The sequence below is a fragment of the Microcoleus sp. AT3-D2 genome (assembly GCF_036705715.1).
Taxonomy (GTDB): Bacteria; Cyanobacteriota; Cyanobacteriia; order Cyanobacteriales; family Microcoleaceae; genus Microcoleus.
This window is the reverse complement of sequence record NZ_JAUBVE010000017.1, coordinates 62114-83957: the sequence shown is the minus strand read 5'-3', so window position 1 is coordinate 83957 and position 21844 is coordinate 62114. Positions and strand designations below refer to the sequence as shown.

19 protein-coding genes are annotated in these 21844 nt (G+C 45.5%); 8 read left to right on the top strand and 11 right to left on the bottom strand.

The features are described from left to right. The first annotated feature begins 32 nt into the window (after positions 1-32). Positions 33-1499 carry a cobyric acid synthase CobQ gene (cobQ, locus tag QUB44_RS10545; protein ID WP_333366430.1) on the top strand — a complete coding sequence of 489 codons (1467 nt, stop codon included), beginning with the start codon at positions 33-35 and terminating at the stop codon, positions 1497-1499. Positions 1500-1574: 75 nt separating this feature from the next. After that, positions 1575-1811 carry a 2Fe-2S iron-sulfur cluster-binding protein gene (locus QUB44_RS10540; RefSeq protein WP_006634188.1) on the top strand — a complete coding sequence of 79 codons (237 nt, stop codon included), beginning with the start codon at positions 1575-1577 and terminating at the stop codon, positions 1809-1811. Between the two features lie 123 nt (positions 1812-1934). Here the strand turns inward: QUB44_RS10540 and QUB44_RS10535 are convergent, their stop codons facing one another. Next, complete coding sequence (locus QUB44_RS10535; protein WP_333366428.1) at positions 1935-3275, bottom strand: hypothetical protein; 1341 nt, start codon at positions 3273-3275, stop codon at positions 1935-1937. Positions 3276-3372: 97 nt separating this feature from the next. Here QUB44_RS10535 and QUB44_RS10530 point away from each other — a divergent pair, with 97 nt between their 5' ends. After that, positions 3373-4179 carry an SDR family oxidoreductase gene (locus QUB44_RS10530; protein ID WP_333366425.1) on the top strand — a complete coding sequence of 269 codons (807 nt, stop codon included), beginning with the start codon at positions 3373-3375 and terminating at the stop codon, positions 4177-4179. Between the two features lie 166 nt (positions 4180-4345). Here QUB44_RS10530 and QUB44_RS10525 read toward each other — a convergent pair whose 3' ends face one another. The 5 genes from QUB44_RS10525 to QUB44_RS10505 form a co-directional block, all read right to left on the bottom strand. Then, the gene (locus QUB44_RS10525; RefSeq protein ID WP_333366422.1) at positions 4346-5125 is read right to left on the bottom strand and encodes a photosystem II S4 domain protein; all 780 of its coding nucleotides are present in this window, start codon (positions 5123-5125) and stop codon (positions 4346-4348) included. 238 nt (positions 5126-5363) lie between these two features. Further along, positions 5364-6188 carry an SWIM zinc finger family protein gene (locus tag QUB44_RS10520; RefSeq protein ID WP_333366419.1) on the bottom strand — a complete coding sequence of 275 codons (825 nt, stop codon included), beginning with the start codon at positions 6186-6188 and terminating at the stop codon, positions 5364-5366. A gap of 96 nt (positions 6189-6284) precedes the next feature. Continuing rightward, positions 6285-9575, bottom strand: coding sequence for a DEAD/DEAH box helicase (locus QUB44_RS10515; protein WP_333366416.1), 3291 nt, complete (start codon positions 9573-9575; stop codon positions 6285-6287). A gap of 220 nt (positions 9576-9795) precedes the next feature. After that, positions 9796-10386: a Uma2 family endonuclease gene (locus QUB44_RS10510; RefSeq protein ID WP_333366413.1), complete on the bottom strand. Its 591-nt coding sequence runs from the start codon at positions 10384-10386 to the stop codon at positions 9796-9798. Positions 10387-10453: 67 nt separating this feature from the next. After that, positions 10454-10960, bottom strand: coding sequence for a hypothetical protein (locus QUB44_RS10505; protein WP_333168125.1), 507 nt, complete (start codon positions 10958-10960; stop codon positions 10454-10456). Between the two features lie 289 nt (positions 10961-11249). Here QUB44_RS10505 and serA point away from each other — a divergent pair, with 289 nt between their 5' ends. Both serA and prmA read left to right on the top strand, forming a co-directional pair. Then, positions 11250-12833: a phosphoglycerate dehydrogenase gene (serA, locus tag QUB44_RS10500; RefSeq protein WP_333366410.1), complete on the top strand. Its 1584-nt coding sequence runs from the start codon at positions 11250-11252 to the stop codon at positions 12831-12833. A gap of 184 nt (positions 12834-13017) precedes the next feature. Next, positions 13018-13908: a 50S ribosomal protein L11 methyltransferase gene (gene prmA, locus QUB44_RS10495; protein ID WP_333366407.1), complete on the top strand. Its 891-nt coding sequence runs from the start codon at positions 13018-13020 to the stop codon at positions 13906-13908. Between the two features lie 54 nt (positions 13909-13962). On the opposite strand, the gene QUB44_RS10490 is transcribed toward prmA, so the two are convergent. Continuing rightward, the gene (locus tag QUB44_RS10490; RefSeq protein ID WP_333366405.1) at positions 13963-14556 is read right to left on the bottom strand and encodes a hypothetical protein; all 594 of its coding nucleotides are present in this window, start codon (positions 14554-14556) and stop codon (positions 13963-13965) included. A 159-nt stretch (positions 14557-14715) separates the two neighbouring features. Beyond that, the gene (gene trxA, locus QUB44_RS10485; protein ID WP_015178505.1) at positions 14716-15033 is read right to left on the bottom strand and encodes a thioredoxin; all 318 of its coding nucleotides are present in this window, start codon (positions 15031-15033) and stop codon (positions 14716-14718) included. A gap of 73 nt (positions 15034-15106) precedes the next feature. On the opposite strand from trxA, the gene fabG reads away from it, so the two are divergent. Next, positions 15107-15871, top strand: a complete 765-nt coding sequence (gene fabG / locus QUB44_RS10480) for a 3-oxoacyl-[acyl-carrier-protein] reductase (RefSeq protein ID WP_333366402.1) — start codon at positions 15107-15109, stop codon at positions 15869-15871. A gap of 62 nt (positions 15872-15933) precedes the next feature. Here the strand turns inward: fabG and QUB44_RS10475 are convergent, their stop codons facing one another. From QUB44_RS10475 to QUB44_RS10465, 3 genes are all read right to left on the bottom strand, one after another. Then, positions 15934-16389, bottom strand: coding sequence for an HD domain-containing protein (locus QUB44_RS10475; RefSeq protein WP_333366399.1), 456 nt, complete (start codon positions 16387-16389; stop codon positions 15934-15936). A 62-nt stretch (positions 16390-16451) separates the two neighbouring features. Further along, positions 16452-16874: an NUDIX domain-containing protein gene (locus tag QUB44_RS10470; RefSeq protein WP_333366396.1), complete on the bottom strand. Its 423-nt coding sequence runs from the start codon at positions 16872-16874 to the stop codon at positions 16452-16454. Between the two features lie 36 nt (positions 16875-16910). After that, complete coding sequence (locus tag QUB44_RS10465) at positions 16911-17966, bottom strand: adenylate/guanylate cyclase domain-containing protein (RefSeq protein ID WP_333366392.1); 1056 nt, start codon at positions 17964-17966, stop codon at positions 16911-16913. Between the two features lie 663 nt (positions 17967-18629). Here QUB44_RS10465 and QUB44_RS10460 point away from each other — a divergent pair. Further along, positions 18630-19763, top strand: coding sequence for a class I SAM-dependent methyltransferase (locus tag QUB44_RS10460; RefSeq protein WP_333366389.1), 1134 nt, complete (start codon positions 18630-18632; stop codon positions 19761-19763). A gap of 320 nt (positions 19764-20083) precedes the next feature. After that, positions 20084-21787: a lipoxygenase family protein gene (locus QUB44_RS10455; RefSeq protein ID WP_333366387.1), complete on the top strand. Its 1704-nt coding sequence runs from the start codon at positions 20084-20086 to the stop codon at positions 21785-21787. The last annotated feature ends 57 nt before the right edge of the window (positions 21788-21844 follow it).

Here is a 21844-nt window from a genome sequence, read left to right as displayed (position 1 = left end):
TCCTTCTTCCTTCTCCCTTCTCCCTTAATATTATGAAAGCAATTATGGTCGTGGGAACAACATCTCACGCAGGGAAATCTTTACTCGTGGCAGCTTTGTGTCGAATCTTTTCTCGGCGAGGCTGGCGGGTAACTCCGTTTAAAGGTCAGAATATGGCACTGAATTCCTATGTCACAGCGGCCGGCGGAGAGATTGGTTACGCTCAAGCAGTGCAAGCTTGGGCTGCGGGCGTCGCACCTTGGGTAGAAATGAATCCGATTTTGCTCAAGCCACAAGGAGACATGACTTCTCAATTAATTGTCAAGGGCCGGGCGATCGCCAATGTGCGAGCATCTCAATATTACGAGCAGTATTTCGATCTCGGCTGGCAAGCTATTCGGGAATCTTTAGAATTTCTCAGCCAAGAATTTGACATGATTGTGTGTGAGGGAGCCGGTAGCCCTGCTGAGATTAATCTCAAACACCGCGATTTAACAAATATGCGGGTAGCTAAATATTTAAAGGCTCGGACTTTGCTAGTAGTTGATATCGATCGCGGTGGTGCTTTTGCTCACCTTATCGGTACTTTGGAATTGCTCGATCCCGACGAACGAGCTTTAATTAAAGGATTCATTATTAATAAGTTCCGAGGGCAAAAATCGATATTAGATCCGGGCCTGACTTGGCTAGAAGAAAGGACGGGAATCCCGGTAGTTGGGGTGATTCCTTGGATAGACGAAGTGTTTCCCTCAGAAGATTCTCTCGATTTGCTCGATCGACGTTCTCCAAATTCTCAAACCGACATAAATATTTCGGTCATCCGCCTGCCCAGGATTTCCAATTTTACCGACTTTGACCCCCTGGAGTCGGAAACTTCCGTCACAGTCAAATATGTCAGCCCAAAAGACCATTTAGGCCATCCAGACGCCGTGATTTTACCAGGCTCTAAAACTACAATTTCCGATTTGCAGGTGCTGCGCCAAACAGGTATGGCAAAAGCTATTCAAAATTATTTAGTAGCTGGCGGTACAGTCATGGGAGTTTGTGGCGGCTTTCAGATGCTGGGACAAAGTATCACGGATAAAGAAGGGGTTGAGGGAGAAAAGGGAGAATTTCCAGGATTGGGGTTGCTGCCTTTGAAAACTGCGATGGCACCGAACAAAATTGCGCGCCAACGAATCGTAACATCTAATTATCCTCAACCGGGTTTGCCAGTTTCCGGTTACGAAATTCATCAAGGAAAAACGCAAATCCTAGAGTCAGATTTGACTCAACCGCTATTTGACGATGCTAGTTTAGGCATTGTCAATACTTCTCAATCAATTTGGGGTACATACCTGCACGGCATTTTTGACAACGGAGCTTGGCGGCGAGCTTGGTTAAATCACTTGCGGCAGCAGCGGGGACTCCGCGCATTGCCTACAGGTATTCCTAATTACAGAGAACACCGAGAAACTCTGTTAGACTCTCTAGCAGATACAGTGGAAAAGCATTTAGATATAAAGCATATTTTAGGTTAATTAGTTAACTGTTGACTGTTGACTGTTGACTGTTGACTATTAACTATCGTTTGTTAGAGTTGAGGTTCAAATTAAATGACAAAAGTTTGTTTTTTACCTGATAACGTGACAGTTGAAGCTGAACCAGGAGAGCTTTTGCTAGATGTAGCCAAACGTGCAGGGGTTTCTATTCCTACTGGCTGCCTCATGGGTTCTTGTCACGCTTGCGAAGTAGAAATTGATGGCGGAGATACGATTTGTGCTTGTATTTCCGGCATTCCTTCCGGGAAAAAGCAAGTGACAATTAATCTGTATGTTGACCCAACTTGGTAATTTGTCAGTTGTCAGTTGGCAGTTGGCAGTTGGTTGTTGGCATTAGTCATTAGTCATTAGTCATTAGTCATTAGTCATTAGTCATTAGTTAACAGTCAACAGTCAACAGTCAACAGTCAACACCTAATTTTTTTGCCATTCTTGCTGTTTCTTGCGAGCAGATTGCAGCCATTTTTGGGATTCGGGATAAACAGTTGTTCCGGGTTTCACGGATTCTAATTGATTGATAATTTGTTGCAACTGGCTGAGGGAGTAACCAGGATTTTGACTCAGAGAATTCACATTATTTTGCAAGTTGGCAAACAATCTTTTAGCTTCTTGCAAAGCTTTTGCAGAATCTTTTTCTGCTTCCAGTCTAATCTGGGTAATTCCTAAATTTTTTTGATATTCAGCGAGTTTGGTTTGAGCGTCGAGATACCCAGGGTTATCGACAGAAATCAATTTCAGTCTATTAATACCTTCTTGCCACAATTGTGCTATTTGCTCCCACTGTGCGGCGGGATGCGGCGGTTTTTGGGAGGCGACAGCGGCGGAGAGAGCAAATTCTTTAGCAGCTTCAATTAAGTTGTCAGCCTGCACAGAACCGGTGGCGACGCCGCCCATTGCTTGAAAGTCTCTTTCTGCTGCTGTGAGTGTTTTCTTAGCCGTTTCTCCCGCGAGGGTTTCGGCGGGAATTTGATTGAGTTGGTCGATCGCACTTTGCCAATTTACCGTTGCTTTTTGTCTATCCGCAGCGGTTTTGGCTTGCTGATACTCCTGTTTCGCCGCGTTGAGAGTTTGTTCGACTTGATTTAACTGACTAAAAGCATTTTTTTGCTGGAAAATCTGAGCCTCCATCCGCCCGACATTTTTGCGGGCGGCTTGAAATTCATCGACTGTAAACCGCCAACGGCAGCCGAAAAAAGAGCAGTAGGTTTGTGGATAATAACCTAAAAACCAAACCGGCAAGGCGTCGAGGTGTTTTTGAGCCTCTTTTGCTTTAATTTCGCCCAAGTCAAAATCAGCGACAGCCGTAGCTTTATTGATTAGTTGATCGGATTGTTCCACAAGGGCGATCGCCTGCCGGTAATTGTGATCCATACTCCTAAAACTCGGCAGCAATAATATCGGCATTGTTTTCGCCACGGGCCAGCGAATCATGGGAAAAGGTAGGTTAATCAGCCAAATTATCCCCGCAGCACTTCCCAGCAAACTCCCAGCAAAGATGATTTTACCGAACAATCCGGGCGGGCGGTTGGCTTTGACGGCAGCTTTGAGAGCTTGTTCGCTGAAGTTGGGAAATTCGTCTTTGAAGGTATCGCGGATTTCTTCTATTGAGGCGAAAGTGCCGTTTTGCGATCGTAACTTCTCCAACCGCTTGATTACCATCCGTCGGTAGACATCACCGGCTAGACTATCAGCCGCCGCGCACTTGTCAACTTCTGCCCGCAAAATTTCAAAAGCTCGATCGGTAAGACGCGCCATAAAACTCACCTATTCCCTTTTAATTATTTTATAAGTTTCCCGTCGAAATAATTGTTAAAACATATAAAGTTTATCTCAAATAATCCGAATTAACTTCATGGCTACTGCTTTAATCACTGGTGCTTCTGGCGGAATTGGTGCAGCCTTTGCCGCCGAATTAGCCAAACGCCAGCACAATCTAATCTTGGTAGCTCGTTCCGAAGATAAATTGCAACAGCTAGCTGCTCAACTGCAACAGGAATTCAATATTTTGGTCGAAATTATCGTTCAAGATTTGACCGCACCAGGAGCCACAACTGCTGTATTTGACGCGGTTGTTAAAAAAGGTTGGACGGTTGATTTGTTGGTGAACAATGCGGGTTTTGGCGATTACGGTGTTTTTGCTGTTAGCGAAGCCCTCGAAGAGGATCGCCCGCTTGCGAAACAACTAACAATGGTGCAACTAAATATTGTAGCATTAGTTGAACTCTCGCACTTATTTTTGCAGGGAATGCGGCAGCGAAAATCAGGAAATATTATAAATGTTGCCTCCCTCGCAGCTTTTCAACCGATGCCGTACTTGTCAATCTATGCAGCTACTAAAGCCTTTGTTTTGAGTTTCAGCGAGGCACTTTGGGCGGAAAACAAAGACTTAGGAATTGGCGTTTTGTGCCTTTGTCCAGGGCCGACAGAATCCGACTTTGCTGCAGTAGCTGAATTTCCGAAATCTCTGGCATCCAGCAGCGGGCAAAAACTCGTTCCTGCTGCGGAAGTAGTGCGAGATGCTTTGAAAGCTTTAGACAAAAATGAGTCTAATGTTGTGACAGGGGGAATTCCCAATCAAATCATTGCAAATATGCCTCGATTGATGCCGCGAGAACTTTTGGTGAAGTCGGTAGGAAAGCTGTTTCGGGCGAAAGCGTAATTACCAAGGAAGTAGTCTACGGGATTTAACGGATTTAACCGAGGTAGATTCTAGGAAAGTTCGGCAACAGATTGTGTACGAGATTTAACCCATTTAGCCGGGATCGGGAAAAAGGAACAGGGAAAAGAATTCCCAATTCCCAATTCTTAATTACTAATTCCGAGAATTACAAATATCGAGTTAACTGGACTCGATAGCGTTCCTTCTTAGTAACAGCAACTTCCCCAATTTCCAATCTTCCCTTGCCCGTAACAGCAATTAAATCTCCAGACTTGACATTATAACTAGCTTGAGTAACGTCTTTCCAGTTAACTCGCACGTCGCCACTATCAATTAAATCGGCCATTTTGCTGCGAGACATTGCGAATCCAGCCGAGGCGACAGCATCCAATCTCATGGATGCTTCAACGGTTGTCATTTCTTTCTTTTTGGGTTCTCTAATTTTGAGTTCGCTCAACTCAATGCGCCGCGTTTGCACGGGAACCGATCGCACTTGCTGCAAACTCATCTCCAAATACTCTACCATCTCCGGCATGACAATAGCTTGCGCGCCGCGTTCACCCAAAACAATCACATCGCCAGTTTTCTCGCGGACAATCCCCGTACCCAACATCGCCCCCAAAAAGTCGCGGTGAGAAGCTGTATCGAACAAGAAATTGCCAGCGATTTCTACCGCAGCAACGTTAACGCTAGCAGAGTCGATCGGGATATCCGATCGCGCGATCGCAATTCTTTGTCTTTCAGCTTGCGGGTAGCCGCCCCAAGCCACTACTTCCACGTCTGTTAAGCGCTTAAATACTGTCAGAGTGTCCGCCAATTCTGGAGGCGACAGAAAATCAGTCAGAGTAACTTCCCAAGTTTTAATTGCTTGTTCCGCTTGGTCGATCGCCCGCGCCACACATTCGCGGTTTTCGATGCCTTTTAACAGTTCTTCTTTTTGTAACATCAGTTAATGCTAGATTCTAATTTGAAATTGCCAAAAATTGCTGTAACTAAAAAGTCTACTTTTTTAACAGTCGCACTACTTTAATTATAGTCTAAAATCATCAAATAACGATCGTATGATTTTAGTTGCTGGTAAAGCTGATATGATGAGCACGATTATTGTACCAAATGTATGAAGTCTTCGAGTTTAAGTTTTTGCAAGAGTTCGATCGAGTATGGCAGCAAAATAGTCCACCCAACTACTTATTCTTCTTCACCCGCAAATAGAGTTCTTCCATCGCCTCAATAAACGAACCATCCTTGTGCCAAAACTGTGGAAAATCTCCCTGTTTCTTCACCACGATCGCACTTACCCCACTTGGCGCTGCCACCTCAATCGTCTGCGGTAATCGCTTCGCACCATGCCAAAACTCTTTCAGGCTGACCGTTTGCGCCTCACTGGCGATCGCCTGCGTGTAATAGGAATCCACCGCCACAGGGGCCGCTGCATCAGCCGTTAACTCGGCAGAAAGCGCCAAGCCCAAAGGCGTTTTTGCTAATTCGCGGTGCAGCACTTCCTTAGAAAGCCCCCGTAATTCAAACAGTAAAAATGGATCTTTGTCCAATTCGGCCGCCACCAAATAATAAACTCCGGCAATATGTTTGCAGGGATTGCTATAGTCTGGGCAAGAGCAAGTAGTCTTAAAGTCCTCGCGGCTGCTGGGTAAAAGGTGCAATCCGAGGGGTGAGAAAGCATTTTCAATATTGTCGGGCATTTCGTTGAGTAGCAGCCGGGAAATGAAGCTGGCTTTCGATGCCATTTGGGCGATCGCCACTTTCCACTTTTCCTGACTAATCGGCTCAAACTCAATTTTAGTTTTGTACAGAGGTTCCTTATAAACCCCAAAATAAGGATTTACCGATCCCCTTACTTCTGCCATCACTAAGCCATCATTAATCTTAAAGCTTTTTACCTTGTCATTCCGTGCATAGGAACGTCCCCGTCCGAGTCGCCCAGAATCTGTAAATCTTTCCAGCGCGCTGATAAATTCATTACCCCACCAAGTCCGAGTAAATTGTGACATAAGCTGTTCTGCATTTAAATTGTATATTTCGATGACAATCAAAAATCCTCTCCCTCTCTCCCCCTCTCCCCCTCTCCCTCTCTTATGTTGTTTCTCCTAATCTAGAACCGCATTTTTATTGAGCCTAATTAATTTCTTAAATGCCTCATTATCCAACTCAGTCAACCACGACTCATCCGCACCAATAATTGACCCTGCCAATTTCTTTTTGTCTTCAATCATTTGGTCAATCTTTTCTTCCAAAGTGCCAATTGCCACAAACTTATGCACAAACACATTTTTTTGCTGTCCGATCCGAAACGCCCGATCCGTTGCTTGATCTTCCACAGCCGGATTCCACCAGCGATCGAAATGGAACACGTGATTGGCTTTTGTCAGCGTAATTCCCACGCCGCCCGCCTTCAGTGACAGAATAAATACCGAAGGTTCAGACTCTGGATCTTGAAACTCTGAAATCATCCGTTCCCGTTTTTCGCGACTGGTTCCCCCGTGGATGTAGTAAGTGTTGTAATGTAGCGTTTGTTTAATATATTTTTCCAACGCGCTTCCCAGTTCTGTAAACTGCGTAAATACCAATAAACTTTCGCCTTCTGCTTTGACTTCCTCAATCATCTCGATCAGCCGTTCCAGTTTGTGCGATCGCTCTGGTGTAAACTCACTTTCATCTTGCAAAAACTGGCGCGGATGGTTACAAATTTGCTTCAGCTTCAGCAGTGTCGCCAAAATCATCCCCTTGCGCTTCATCCCTTCCGCCGCGTCAATTTCTTGTTCTACCTCTTTCACAATCGCTTCATAAAGCGAAGCTTGCTCGCGGGTGAGATTGCAGTAGAGCTTTTGCTCAACTTTGTCGGGGAGATCCTGAATAATCGACTTATCGGTTTTTAGACGCCGGAGAATAAAGGGTTCCACTAATTTTTTGAGCGCTGCCGATTGTATGCGACTCCCATGTTTTTGAATCGGTAATTCAAACATTTTCCGAAACTGTGCCTCTTTACCCAAATATCCGGGATTGAGGAAATTAAAAATTGACCATAAATCCAGCAATCGATTTTCCACCGGTGTTCCAGTCAATGCTAGTCGATGGGTAGCAGGTAACTTTAAAATCGCCTTGGTTTGCGCCGCTTTTGGATTTTTAATATTCTGCGCTTCATCAATTACCACGCGATGCCACGCTACGCTGCTCAACAGTTTCTCGTCTTTTCGCACCAAGGTAAAGGAAGTGATCAACATATCACAATCTTGGACGGCGGCTTTAAATGCTTTGGCATCTTGCAAACGCCCTGGGCCGTGGTGAATCAGCGATCGCAATTCTGGAGCAAATTTTTCCATTTCCTTTTGCCAGTTACCAACTACGGATGTGGGCGCAATTAGCAGCGTGGGTAGAACCGAAGGTGCGATCGCTTTTTCTGTCTTTTTTTCTGTCTCTTTTGTAGTAGATAAAACTTCCCGCTCTTGCAATAATCGAGCAATTACCTGCGCCGATTTACCCAAACCCATATCATCGGCAAGACAGCCATTTAATCCCAAACTTTCCAAATAACTCAACCAAGAAACGCCGCGCTTTTGGTAATCCCGTAACTTGCCGTGAAACTTTGCTGGATCTGCAATTAACTCTAACCGACTCTTATCGTTCAGCTTCTCCAACATCTCCGATAACGCCCGATCGCGCTCAACCTCCAACTGTTCGCTCGCTTCTCCTTCTGCCGTCAACTTCATAAAGTCAATCAGGCTTAAATCGGGGTTTTCTTCGCGATGTTTTTGCCAAAAATTTAGCATCTCCTGCATCTTGTCTTTGTCCAGTTCCATCCATTGTCCTCGGAACTGCACCAGCGGTGTTTTGCTATTTACTAACGCCTGCCATTCTTGTTCGCTAACCCGTTCACCCCCGATCGCCAATTCATATTGATATTCCACCAAGGAATCCGCCGAAAACAATCCTTTGCCCTTGATGGCAGCGCTCTTGCTGCCCTTCCCTTTGACTTGCAGGCGAATCTTCGCCCGTTGTCGTCCCTTCGGCGTCCACCAAGCGGGGACAATCACTTTGTATCCGGCATCTTCTAATACCCAAGCGGACTCGCTGAGAAAGGTGAAAGCATCATCTAAGCTGAGGGTAATGTTAACAGGTTTGTCGGTTTCTAGCCCTTGCCAAAGTTGGGGATAAATGCGGGCAGCGTAGCCGAGATTTGTCAGCAAATGTTGCTCAAAGTTGTCTCCGAATTGTGTTTTCAACTGTTTTTGTTGAGTCGATCGCGATCGCCAATAATCCTGCAACGGCATCCGCAGAGATGGGTCTTTTTTCGCAGCCACCTGAAACTCTAAAACCCAAGGCTGTTCGGGGTTTTCGGGGGACTGTAGTTGAAAGCAGAGGGAGAATGAGTCAGCAGATTGATTGCGCGTAATGCGATCGCGCCAGGTTTGCCATTGCCGGTATTGCTCAAGGCTTACTCGCGCGATTTTTCGTGTTTGGTTGAGGCAGATTTGGAGTAAAGAATCCGCAATCTTATTTTCAAACGATGCTGGGATGGGGGTTTGAGTGACAATTTCCGCGATCGCACACTCGGAAAAATGCCGCAGCAACCGTTCGCGATCGTAGAACTTTGGTGTATCTTGTAGCTGGATCTTCCGAAAACCGGACACACAAACTAAAGGCATCCATTCAACATAGCGTTGTAAATCAGTTTCGTACTGTGTTGAAACAATTTCCCATCCCGGATAAATCTCAAAGCTGGGTTCAATTTTGGCAGGTGTTTTTGGAGTTTTTGCAGTTGTTTTGGTTTTTGTCTCGCCCGCTTTCTTACGCCCGCGCGTGGCTTTCTCAGCGGGTTCGGATGTTTCGATGGGTGCGATCGTGATCGGAGCAGTTTCTCGATAGCGCAACGCCGGAATATAATGATCTTTCAGAACAATTTGCTTAAAATTTTGGGTGTAGTGATACCAAAATAGCAAGTCTGAACCAAACTGAACTTCTGCTACATCGTAGAGGGCAAAAAAATGCAGATCGTTCAATACTTTAGTCAAAGTGTGGGTGGCGATGCACACACAATCAACTTGCCAATACTCCAACTCAAATGTTTCGGGTAACTCTGTCTCTAAATATCGCGCTAACTCTAAAGAGGGCAACGGCTGGTTGTCGGCAGTGGGCAGTAAAAAATACCGAGGGAGGATCGCGTATTCTCGCCCCATCGCACTTGTATTGCTGACTGCTGACAGTTGAATCCCGGCTTCTTTCGTTAGAAACTCTCTTAACTGTGCCGTCTCCAATTGTCGGGGATGAACCTTAGCAGGCTGTTTTTTCTTTTGAGTGGTTTCAACCCAAAGACAAAAAGTTCCAGGTTGAATAAAATTTTCTTCTGCTTGAGGAATCCAAGTCCCGTGGAGGATTTTCATAGGTCATACCAAACGCAACCTTTGGCAGCCTATCATACCATGAATGAGTGGGAAAAGATAAGACGGCGGTTGAAAGCAGGTTTATACAAACCATGTCTGCTGGATGCCGACTAAATAGAATAACGTAATTTTACCCCAGTTGTACTCTTTACTCTTTAACCCGCCTCTGCGTATTTTGACTTGATAGATGCGGTTTCAAACGCCGAGTCTTCTTACAAATTTAGAAAATATCAGTTAAATCCAACACAAAACCTGGTAGTACATCTTCACCGGACAGAGTTGCAGGCGAGTCTAAAATTTCCACATCTGAACCTTGACGGGAGATTTCTACTTTTCTATTTTTGCGATCGAGCAACCATCCCAACCTCGCTCCATTTTTCACATATACTTTCATTTTAGCCCGCAATTTTTCTAGCGAGTCAGTAGTCGATCGCAATTCCACCACAAAATCTGGACAAATCGGCGCAAATTTCTCTTTGTCTTCAGCAGTTAAAGCATCCCACCTATCGCGCCGCATCCAAGCAGCATCGGGAGAAATGTCTGTACCGTCGGGGAGTTTAAATCCAGTTGAAGAGTCAAAAGCAATTCCCAAAAGCTTATTTTGACGGCTCCAACCTTCGAGTTGAAAACTTAGATCCGCATTCCGTCTGCCTGTATCGCTACTCGCAGGCGGCATAATAATTAATTCTCCCGTTGCAGTCCGTTCAAATCTTAAATCCCGGTTGTCAATACACAACTGAAAAAACTGCTCGTCTGTTAATTCCAGCGTTAATTCTAGGGGAGAATGTAGGGGGATAGTTTGTAATTCCATAACTGCCTCCAAATATTACACGAGTTGAATGTCAACAGTCAACAGTCAACTGTTAACAAACAAATAACTAAGTCTCTGTATAACCTTGGATATTTTCCGGTTTAAACTGCTGCAAAATCTTCGCAGCTTTCCCAGTCAAATCATCAGTACCCTTAACCGCAATCAAAAATTTACCCGCATTCAAACGGTTGCGGTAGGGCAAAGCATCGCCGCTACCAAAAGCCATACCGCCCGCGCCTCCAACAAACACACTGCCCATTGCAGCGGCGATCGCACCGAGTACACCACCGATCACATGATCGCCAATTTCTCCCGCCCAGGCAAAAGTCTTCAACTCAGTAATCAAGCTGAAAGTAACCCCAGCAATAAAGCCAAAGGGAATCAGCCAAATAGCCATGAGTTTAGCTTGTTTCTTCGCTTGCTGGTTCGGGTCGATCAAGCCAAATTCATCAGCAGTTTTGTAGCCGCGGCCCAAAATACTCACTTGCTTCATAGGCAAGCCTTCTTTTTCCAGAGCACAGTAGGCAGCTTCGGCTTGAATTCGATCGGGCAGTACGGCGATAAGATAATTCATTAGAAAACAATTCCTGATAGTTAGGCTGGAATAGCCAAAGTCTATTATATCCCGAAAAGACATACTAGCTAAGCAGTTGGGGGATTTTAAGACGTTCAGAGAGTCCGATCGCCCGCAAAGCTAAAATATTTCACGCAAAAAACGGCCGACCTTGACCGAATACAGATACAATTCAAACTGCACAAAGGCAAGCTTGAGCTGAGCTGTTAGATACTGCTCTAAGTCATAAGTCTCACTTTGAGCTCGCCAACGCTCGGTCTATTTTTACTATTGCACTCAATTGCTTGCTATGCCTAAAGTTCTAGTATCCGATCCGATCGACCAAGCCGGAATTGACATCCTCTCCCAAGTCGCGCAAGTTGACGTAAACACAGGACTCTCAGCCGAACAACTGGTAAAAATTATTCCAGATTACGACGCTTTAATGATCCGTTCTGGCACCCAAGTTACCAAAGAAATCATAGAAGCCGGGAATTTACTCAAAATCATCGGCAGAGCCGGTGTCGGTGTAGATAATGTCGATGTACCCGCCGCTACCCGCAAAGGAATTGTAGTCGTCAATTCCCCCGAAGGCAACACGATCGCCGCCGCCGAACACGCGCTCGCCATGATGCTCTCGATGTCCCGCCACATCCCGGAAGCTAACGAATCCGTTAAAGGTGGTAAATGGGAACGCAACCGCTTTCTCGGCGTAGAAGTTTACAAAAAAACCCTCGGCATCGTCGGTTTGGGCAAAATCGGCTCCCACCTCGCCGCCGCAGCCAAAGCAATGGGCATGAAACTGCTGGCCTACGATCCCTTCATTTCGACCGAAAGAGCCGACCAGTTGGGCTGCCGCTTGGTAGAACTCGAACTGCTGATGCGCGAATCCGACTACATTACCCTGCACATCCCCAAAACGCCGGAAACCCTGCACTTAATTAACGCTGAAGTGCTGTCGAAAATGAAGCCCACGGCCCGCATCATAAACTGCGCCAGAGGCGGCATCATCGACGAATCAGCCCTCGCAGAAGCTATAAAATCAGGCCAGATAGCCGGCGCAGCGATCGACGTTTACGAACACGAACCCCTCGAAGCCGATTCCCCGCTGCGGAGTGTCGGCCAGAACATCGTGCTGACACCTCACTTGGGAGCATCCACAGCGGAAGCTCAGGTGAATGTGGCGATCGATGTTGCTGAACAAATCCGCGATGTACTGTTGGGGCTGCCCGCGCGATCGGCTGTCAACATACCAGGAATTTACCCAGACTCGATCGAAAAACTCAAACCCTACCTGCAACTCGCCGAAACCCTCGGCAACCTCGTCAGCCAGCTAGCCGGAGGCCGAGTCGATTACCTCAACGTTCAACTGCAAGGCGAATTGGCCAGCAACCAAAGCCAGCCCGTAGTCGTCGCCGCCCTCAAAGGCCTGCTATCCCAAGCCCTGCGAGAGCGCGTTAACTACGTCAACGCCAGCATTGAAGCCAAAGAACGCGGAATTCGCGTCGTCGAAACCAGAGACGCCTCAATTCGCGACTACACCGGCTCCCTGCACCTCTCGGCCAAGGGAACCCTCGGCGAACACACCGTGACAGGTGCAGTGCTCGGCGAAAGCGAAATTCGGATTACCAGCGTTGACGATTTCCCGGTTAACGTTTCCCCCACTCACCATATGCTGTTTACCCTGCACCGCGATATGCCGGGGATTATTGGCAAAATTGGTTCCCAATTGGGCAGTTTTAATGTCAATATTGCCAGTATGCAGGTAGGCCGTAAAATCGTGCGAGGCGATGCGGTGATGGTTTTGAGCCTTGATGACCCTCTACCAGAGGGGATACTGGCCGAGATCCTAAAAGTTCCGGGAATTCGGGATGCTTACACGGTAAATCTTTGACGGATTTTGGAGTTTAGATTTTGGATGCCAGGGCTGATAATTGGTAATGGGTAATTGGTAATTGGTCATTGGCCTGAAAGCGGGAATTTTTCTATTAGCCAATCCTCCTTCCTCACTCCCCAGTTCCCAGTCTCCAGTTCCCCTGGGCCAATCTAAAATCTAAAATCTAAAATCTAAAATCGTTATGGCACATAGCTGGTGGGAAATTAGAATTCTTTGCGATCCGGCGCTGGAAGATATCATCTTTTGGCGTTTGGAACGATTTAACTGTCGGGGAACTGCTACTGAGCTCAAAAGCAATTCCTGCCTGATGTCGGCTTATTTGCCCGAAGAACAGGCAGGATTGCTGGATTTGGCCGCTCTGTCTCTGTGGCTGCGCCAAGATGCTCTGTGTGCAGGTTTGCCCCTACCTGCGATGCAGTGGGATTTGATTGAAGACGAAGACTGGGGCAGCACTTGGAAGGAGCACTGGCAGCCTCAAGAAGTGGGCGATCGCTTTTTAATTAACCCGGCTTGGCTGCCCTTACCGACTGATACCGATCGCGTTATTTTGCGTTTAGATCCGGGTGTAGCTTTCGGTACTGGTGCTCACGCTACTACTCAACTTTGTCTGGAGTCGCTGGAAATGCGTCTCGGTTTTGATGACAAAGAGTGCGTAGTTGCTGATATCGGCTGCGGATCGGGTATTTTGTCGATCGGCGCGGTGTTGTTGGGCGCTACAAAAGTTTATGCTTTGGATACTGATCCTTTGGCAGTGCGATCGACCATTAGCAACAGACTACTCAACCGCGTTAATTCTCAGCAGTTGGTTGCAGAACTCGGAAGTATCGATCGTTTGAAAGAAATGGTAGATGAGCCGATCGACGGTTTGATCTGCAACATTTTAGCAGAAGTAATCATTGATTTAATCCCGCACTTCACTGCAATTAGCAAACCCACTACTTGGGGCGTGCTCAGCGGCATTTTGCTCGACCAAGCTAAGCCAATTGCTGACACTCTCGAACAGCATGGCTGGATTGTCGCTACTCTGTGGAAGCGCCAAGATTGGTGCTGTTTTAATATTCGGCGTAGTTAACAATATGGTAATTGCTAATTCCTAATTGCTAATTGGTAATTTTGAGCTCATGTTTCATCTTTGGGAAGTGAATTTAAATAAATGTCGCACCTGAAAATAAACCGCGCCAGCCCAGTAAAAACCATTCACCAAAATCAACAACGTTTTTCCAGCATAAGAGTTAACAAAACCAAAAACCCGGAAAGTTGACAGCAGCACTAACAACATTTCCACCACAGAAACAATTGACCCGTAGTGCTTCCGATCCCAATAAGAAAACGGGCTAATAAAACGGTAATTGCTGAACGGAAAAAAGTGCCTATGAGCGTCGTCATTGTGTACAGGCAAATCTCCCAGAGAGTGTAGTATCATACTAATAAACAGAATTTGCACGCTTTGCCAGCCAAAGTAATAAGCAATTAGCAAACCAATAACCGCCAGGGGAATTGAATGAAACAGAGCCACAATATCTTGCACAAAAGGCTCATAATATGCTTTTGACCAAATTGTAGCTGCGGGCAAGCGAGCAATGTATTTCGCCCAAAAGTAAAATAGAAATATTGGGATGTCGGGTAAGATTCCGCCGATCACAATAATTAGATTAGCTTGCGGCAGTTGCGGTTTGCCAAGAATGGCGAGATTGATAATAGCGTGGCTGGGAGTCTTCATAAGTAAGGTGCGTCAACTAGGATTATTTTATTCATAATTAATCAGATATTAGACATCTCCCATAATTGTTGTGGAACAGGCAGGATGCCTGTTCTTGAATATCTTTTTGGGAGATGTCTATTGGCTGACGCACCCTACGTGTGAGATAATTGGCTCCGGCTACAAGTAAGGTTGCACTCGATCGATCAACTGCGCCGCTTGCATAACTCCCTCAATTCGATCGACCTCAGCGCCATTTTTGAACAGCACCAAAGTCGGCAAAGCATAAATGTGATGCTGCGACGCCAACTGTTCGTACTTATCGGTGTCAATTTTGACAACCATCAGCTTGTCTTTCATCTGACCGCTTACTTGCTCCAAAATCGGTGCCATCATCTGACAAGGCCCGCACCAAGTAGCGTAAAAATCTACCAACACCGGCAAGTCAGAGCCCGATAGTAACTCCTCAAAACTGCTGAACTGTTTTTGAACTGCCATAAGACAAAATAATTTTTTTGGTTCTGGCTCGATTTTAGTGCAAAATTCTCTGGTAGATTGCGAGGATACAATTATGGAACTATTGCCAGAGACTTTTCAGAGATTGCGGGGTCAAGTTGCTGTCGTGACCGGTGCGTCGCGGGGAATCGGCCGCGCCGTTGCTTTAGCCCTAGCGGCAGAGGGCGCTAAAGTCGCCGTCAACTATGCGAGTTCGAGTGCTGCTGCTGATGAGGTGGTAGCAGAAATAGTTGCTGCTGGAGGAGAAGCTGTCGCACTTGCAGCAGATGTCTCGAAAACTGAGCAAGTAGATTTACTCACCAGTAATGTCATGGAAAAATGGGGACGGATTGACATTTTGGTGAACAATGCAGGCATTAATCGCGATACTTTGCTATTGCGGATGAAGTTGGAAGATTGGCAAGCGGTAATTGATTTGAATTTAACTGGCGTGTTTTTGTGTGCGAAAGCTGCGAGTAAAATCATGCTGAAGCAGCGAAGCGGCCGAATTATTAATATTGCTTCGGTTGCTGGGCAAATGGGCAATCCCGGACAAGCTAATTACAGTGCGGCAAAGGCTGGGGTAATTGGGTTTACTAAAACAGTGGCGAAAGAGTTGGCGAGTCGCGGGATTACTGTGAATGCAGTTGCACCGGGTTTTATCACTACAGATATGACTAAGGATGTCAAGTCTGATGAGATTTTGAAGTATATTCCCTTGGGGAGATATGGGGAAGTTGAGGAAGTTGCGGGGATGGTGAAGTTTTTGGCGGCAGATGCGGCGGCTGCTTATATAACCGGGCAGGTTTTTAATGTGGATGGGGGGATGGTGATGGCTTAGGATTTGGGAATTTTTTTAACCGCAGATGCACGCGGATTAACGCGGATATTTGCGGTTAATAATTACTTTAAGGATGCACGCAACTGACTGAGGACTTTTTTGTATTTTGCAATGCGTTGAAAATCTGCCTCTGTCGGATTGGCGATGCGACGAATATCAAGGTTATGAGTAACATCAGCGATCTTGACTCGCAATGCGATCGGGTTGGCAATCACACGTTCTAAATAAGCTGCATAAGCTTCTCCTTCTATTTTGGTAATCGCCGCGATCGCCGAGACTAGAACTTCTGGAAAACTTTCGCTTCTAAGTTGCTCCAGTGTAAGTTCAGAATCTTCGACCGCATCGTGTAGAACGGCTACGATTTTCTCCTCTATAGAATTTACATTTTCCATCACAAATAGGGGATGATCGAGATAGGGATTGCCTGCCTTATCAACCTGCCCATCATGAGCTTTGGCGGCGATCGCGATCGCTCGTTGTAGTAATAATTCGTACTCTGAATTCGTATTTGACAGCATAGTAAAGAAGTTCTCTATTAAAGTTTCAGTCTCATCGCGGGGAAAAGGTAGTGTGGGAATTTTTATTTTAAATATTCCTGCAACAATTTCCAAGCCATTTGAGTACCTTCCCCTGCGTTGACTTTCTCGAAATCTACATCTTTTCTCAAAACTACAAAACCCACACCTTCTTTGATTTCTATTTTTTCAAAATTGCTAATTTTTGCCAAAAATAGGTGATTGTTTTGGATAAATTTTGGATTATTGTTTGTCGTGTAAATAAAAGTTGTGACAAATGCAAGGTTACAATCGCTTTTTAGGCTAGTTTCTTCTTCCAATTCTCGCACGGCTGCTTGCTGTGGACTTTCTCCAATGTCCACGCCACCACCAAAAGTAGAAAGCATTCCTTGGCTTGCAATACCCGGAATATTATCTCGCAGTTGTGCGACTATCTGACCGTTGGGGAGCATGAGAAAAATCCGAACTATTGACTGAGGAATATTCATCTTGTCGAGGGAATAACAAAACTCAAAAAAGTTGCTTTATAGTTTTCTAATTTGAATCCAAATTTTCTTAATCCAATTGTACACCGCAGCATACAAAGTACACAAATTTTTGACAAAAATTTTCCAAATAGATTTTTCTTTGACCTCGGAAATCGAGGAGATTTCCAGGGGCAGCGGCGGCATCCCGACTACTTCATACAGCGGATATTCGCCACTTTTCCCCGGAATTGGCACTGATACACGCCGATCGACGATCGCCAATTCCTTAACTTCCTGATAAGTCTCCTCGGAAATAAGTAAACTGGTTCCTACTTGCTTATTAGCCGCCTCGATCCGGCTGGCCAAATTCACCGCATCCCCGATCGCCGTAACTGTCTGACTCTTCGATGCCCCCAAATTCCCAACAACCACCCAGCCACAGTGAATGCCAATCCCAATCCGCAATCGGTGACGGTATAAAGTCTCAAAATAGGGATTGAGTTTCTCTAGTTCCTCCAGCATCTCCACCCCAGCCCTCACAGCTTGTTCCGCCGCCTTGTCGGGATTTTCCAACCCAAACAGCGCCATAAAACCATCTCCCATGTAATTATTAATCATCCCGCCATTGCGGTTTATCACATAACCCATTTTTTGGAAATAGCGATTTAAAACATAAATTACATCGTAGGGCAACAGGGATTCTGCAAACGCAGTAAACCCTCGAATATCGGCAAACAAAATTGCAATTTTCTTCTCTTGACCCACAGGATTAGAAATCAACTTTCCGGCGATTTGGTCGGTAAATGATTCCAAGTCTTCAGAATCGATCGCCAGCCGCCGCAAAATCACCTTCCCGCCCGCCACCTGCGTCTGACAAGCCAGCCTAATTTCCGGTTCTAAACGCAATTTTTTGGCAAGTTCCTCTTCCGGCGAAGTGCGCGGAGAGCAAAATTCCAAACCTTCGACAATCAATACCCGGCAAGTCGAACATCGGGCGCTACCACCGCAGATGTGGGTGTGGGGAATGTCGGCACGCAGGGAAGCTTCGAGAATTATATCGTCGTCGTCTATCTCGATCGTGCGATCGTCCGGCAGATAGTGAATCTGTGGCATATGTGGCGCGTCTAGCTAATTAGCGAGGAATCTCGCGGACATCTGTTATTGCAGCGAACCTGTATGCAAACCCGGTTTCTGGGCATTTTTTCTGTATCCCTGATTCCTTAACTATAGCAATCCTAAGTGATTTTCTATATCTGTAAAATCTGAAAGTCTTGCTATACAAGAAGTCTAGGAAGACAAGAGGGCGTTGTGTTGTGAGGCTCAAATCGGATTGCTATATAAGTCGCGATCGGCATTTCCTTCTCGTTTCGTCACCTCAACCGCCCAACTGACACCACTTTAAAAAAAGAAAGCAACTCTAGGCAAGAGTCCAACTCTTAGCTCATCATTCATTCTCAATTCTAAAATTTAAAAGGGTATAAAGGAACACTAAAATTTTCATCACACCGTGAAAATACCCGAATTCAAGCTGTAGAGTTAATCTAAAATCTAAAATCTAAAATCTAAAATGGACTGACATAATTCTTAATAAAATTAAGATCGCCCAAAGCCTTATAAATCCGTTATAAAATCCCCTTCAACCGTCATATATTTTTAGGATTTTGGAGAGTTGGTCTGTGCAAACCTTACTTGGCAATAGTTTCAGCTTTTTTGCTCTCTAACAACCAGCCAATTTTCGTGAGATAGAATAGCAGCATCTTTAAAAGCAGTATAACCATGACTTCATCAACAGCCCTACAAAACATCGAAAACCACATTCCCCTCGTGGGAAATATCCATACCAAAAGTCCGATCGCCTACGGAGCAACTCGCCTCGCAGCCAGTGCAGTTAACACGCTGCACATGGCAGTAGCAGAGTCTTACATCAACGGCTTAGAAGTACCGGATTCAGTATTGCGATCGCTTTTTGATACCTGTATGCCCGTATTGTTTAAGCATTTTCCGTCCCTGCTTGTCCCCTACGAATGGGTACTGACAGAAACAGATCGTACCGCCGAAGGGCCGCGGGATTTAATGAAGATTCAGTACGACTTACCTCAAGCAATGCTGAATCCGATGTTAGGCGACGGAAAACTCATTTATCCTAAATACAGCATGGGATTGTGGGAAAAAGGAGCGGCAAACCTTGAACAATCGCAAATGCAAATGATTGATGATGTGATTGAGAAGCTAGAGATTCAGGATGGCGACAATATTTTAGACTTTGGCTGCGGTTGGGGTTGTGTTCCCAATTACATTCTTTCCAAATTCCCCAATGTCACCTTTACCGGGATTAACTTGAGCCACCAGCAATGCGAGTATATGCGTCAAAAGATGCAAGACCCCGAAAGCTACCTTAGTTCTGGTCGATTTATCCTATATGAAGGAGATTTGAACGAGGCCCAATTTGAGACAAAATTTGACAAAATTCTCTCCATCGGAGTTTTTTGTCATGTAGGCAATTTAACGAAAGCTTTCCAAAAGCTGGCATCTTTCCTGAACGATAATGGCAAAGTTTTTATTCACATCATCACAGTTCGCATTCCCAACAATATATCCAGCGTTTTCACCCACAAATACATTTTCCCCCACGGTCGTTACTGGAAATACGATGCAGTTCCCAGCCACAACAAAGACCTCAAAACCATAAAAAACTGGTATCTCAACGGACACAATTACTCTACAACCTTAACTACTTGGCTGACAAACTTTGACGATTCTCAGGCAATAGTCAAAGATTTAGACTACGGCATGGACTATGCCAAATTTCGTCGCATCTGGCGGTTTTACTTGATTTGGTTTGTGTCTAATTTCGCGAGTTGCGACGGCGAATATAACGGCAACGGTCAATATTTAATGGTTCGTGCCTAACCGCTAATCAAGACCCAGCTCAAAAAACCGAACACCCCGAACCCCGACATCTCAAAGAAGTCGGGGTTCTTGAGTGCGAGCTACTTATCGGGAGAATGAAACCTTTCAACCTAGATTTAGGGCGATCGAGAAGTGTTGCCTTCTTTTGAGGAATTTTTCTGAGTTTAAAAAAATCCGGAATAAGATTATTGGTCGGTGGATAAGACCTATATCAAGCGTGAGCCTGCAGAATACTTTTTAAATTCCATCCTTGATCAGTAGTGATCGATGTCCGATATTTTACTACAAAAAGAGAGTTGATTTATACAATGGTAGACAATATGAAACCTTCTCTTCCTCAAGACGACCCGAACCAAGAACAGCGCAAAGATTCCTTGAATCGTCAGCAACAAGCTTATCAGTTTGACTATGAGAGTTTATCACCTTTGGCATTATTGAAAGATGTGCCCGCAGTCGAGAACTTTTCGAGCAAGTATCTTGCAGAACGGATATTAGCAACATCGGAACTTCCGGCAAATATGCTGGCAGCCGATTCGAGAACTTTTCTCGATCCTCTCGACGAACTCCAAGACTATGAAGACTTTTTTACTTGGCTGCCGCTACCTGGAGTTGCCAAAATTTACCAAACCGATCGCTCTTTTGCAGAACAGCGCCTGTCTGGAGCAAATCCGATGGTGCTTCGCCTCTTAGATGCCAGCGATCCTCGGGCAGAAACACTCAGGGGTCTTTCCAGTTTGCACCCATTATTCGATCTGCAGCAAGAGTTGCAGCAAAAAAACATTTACATTGCCGATTACACAGGTACTGACCAACACTATCGCGCGCCTGCTCTCGTTGGAGGCGGAACCTATGAAAAAGGCAGAAAATACTTGCCCAAACCACGGGCTTTTTTCGCTTGGCGGTGGACGGGAGTCCGCGATCGCGGTGAAATGACACCTATTGCCATTCAACTCGATCCGACGCCCGGTAGCCATGTCTATACCCCATTCGATCCTCCTGTCGATTGGCTGTTTGCGAAACTCTGTGTACAAGTAGCAGATGCCAATCACCATGAAATGAACTCGCATTTAGGTCGAACTCATCTGGTGATGGAACCAATTGCGATCGTCACCGCCCGACAGTTGGCTAAAAATCACCCGCTTAGCCTGCTGCTGAAACCGCACTTTCGCTTTATGTTGACTAACAACGATCTGGCACGTTCTCGATTGATCAATCCCGGCGGGCCTGTTGATGAATTGCTAGGCGGTACCTTGGCTGAGACAATGGAACTGACTAGAGAGGCGTGCAGTACATGGAGTCTCGATCAATTTGCCTTACCTGCTGAACTGAAAAATCGGGGAATGGATGACCCCAATCAACTGCCTCACTATCCTTACCGAGATGATGGATTGTTGCTTTGGGATGCGATTGAAACCTTTGTATCCGGCTATCTTAAATTCTTTTACCCGACGAATCAGGCGATCGTACAAGATGTGGAACTGCAAACCTGGGCTCAAGAATTAGCGTCTGATAACGGCGGTAAAGTCAAAGGAATCCCAGACCACATCGACACAGTTGAACAATTAATTGCAATTGTCACAACTGTAATTTTTACCTGTGGCCCACAGCATTCAGCCGTCAATTTTCCCCAGTATGAATACATGAGTTTTGCAGCTAATATGCCTTTGGCCGCCTACCGGGACATTCCTAGGATTACCGCTTCTGGTAATCTAGAAGTGATTACGGAAAAGGACATTTTACGGTTGCTTCCTCCGTACAAACGAGCGGCCAATCAACTGCAAATTCTGTTTATTTTGTCAGCTTATCGATATGACCGTTTGGGTTATTACGATAAATCTTTCCGAGAACTCTACCGGATGAGCTTCGACGAAGTTTTTGCGGGAACCCCGATCCAACTTTTAGCCAGACAGTTCCAGCAAAATTTGAATATGGCAGAACAAAAGATTGATGCCAACAATCAAAAACGAGTCATTTCTTATTTTGCTCTCAAGCCTTCGTTGGTGCTCAATAGTATCAGTATGTAGAATTAAAAATTTAGCAGTATATCGCAAAGTAAGGTGTGCAGTGCACACCTTACTCAG